General features: G+C 40.0%; 1 protein-coding gene. It reads left to right on the top strand.

The window, feature by feature from the left end:
* A protein-coding gene (locus AC3WLU_RS26725; RefSeq protein ID WP_492598226.1) for an IS3 family transposase occupies nt 1-1,053 on the top strand; the annotation gives its coding sequence in 2 pieces (ribosomal slippage) (nt 1-152 and nt 152-1,053; 1,054 coding nt annotated over the 2 pieces). This gene is flagged as partial in the annotation.
* Nucleotides 1,054-1,096: the final 43 nt, after the last annotated feature.

Genomic DNA, 1,096 nt, shown 5'->3' with positions numbered 1-1,096 from the left:
TTTTGGTATTAAAAGTGATGCACAGATAGCCAGTTGGGTGAAGAAAGTGCAGAATAACGAGTCTTTTGAAGATCAACGTGGTGTATGGAACCGTAAGAATTTTTCTAGTGTCGAAGAGGAAAATACCTATCTAAAAGCGCAGGTGGATTATTTAAAAAAGCGCAATCCAAATCTACATGGGAAGGAATGGTCCTGAAAGCCGAAAGGTTTCAAATAATCGATGGTTTGAGGAAAACGTACCCACTTTCGTGGCTATTAAAAATCGCTGAAGTTTCAAAGGCTGGATACTACAAATGGCGGAAGACACATTCTGCTCGTTCTTTGCGACTTGAGAAAAATTTATGGATAAAGGAACATATTTTAGCCATCCATAAGCTACACCCCTACTACGGATATAAACGGATGACTGGAGCTTTGTCCAGAGAAGGAATCGTTGTAAACCACAAGCGTGTTCGTCGATTAATGAGAGAGTTGGGGGTCCAATCAGTCATTCGGAAGAAACGCCCTTTCTACGGTCGAAGAGGGTCAGTTGTATTTCATAATGTCTTAAATCGTGAATTCTACGCAGAGATGAGGTTTCATAAGTTAGTAACAGATATAACCTATGTACGGATTGGAGACACGTTTGCCTACCTTTCCGCCGTTTTAGATTTGTATAATAATGAAATTGTTGCATGGGAAGTTTCTACACGAAATGATCTTGAATTGGTTCATAATACGCTAAACCAGCTAAGGGACAAGCCGTTTAGCAAGGGGGCTCTCCTGCACTCAGATCAAGGATTCCAATATACGACGAAATCATATGAAAATCAGGTGAAGGAACTCGGCATTCGAGGAAGCCACTCTCGTCGTGGCAATTGTCACGACAACGCGTGTATAGAAAGCTTCTTCTCACATTTAAAAACAGAAAAGTTATATTTAAAATGTCCAAAAACAGCAGAGCAAGCTTATCTAGCTATTCAAGAGTATATAGAGTTTTACAATACGGCTCGCTTTCAAGAGAAATTCAACGGCCTTTCCCCAATTGAATATCGAGAAAAGGCCGCAGCTTAAAAAATACTCTTTTTTTATTGTCTACTTGACAGGGTTATGTGCA

Source organism: Peribacillus sp. FW305-BF15 (assembly GCF_058783805.1).
Note: the sequence above shows the minus strand (reverse complement) of the source record. Positions and strands in the feature narration are given on the sequence as shown.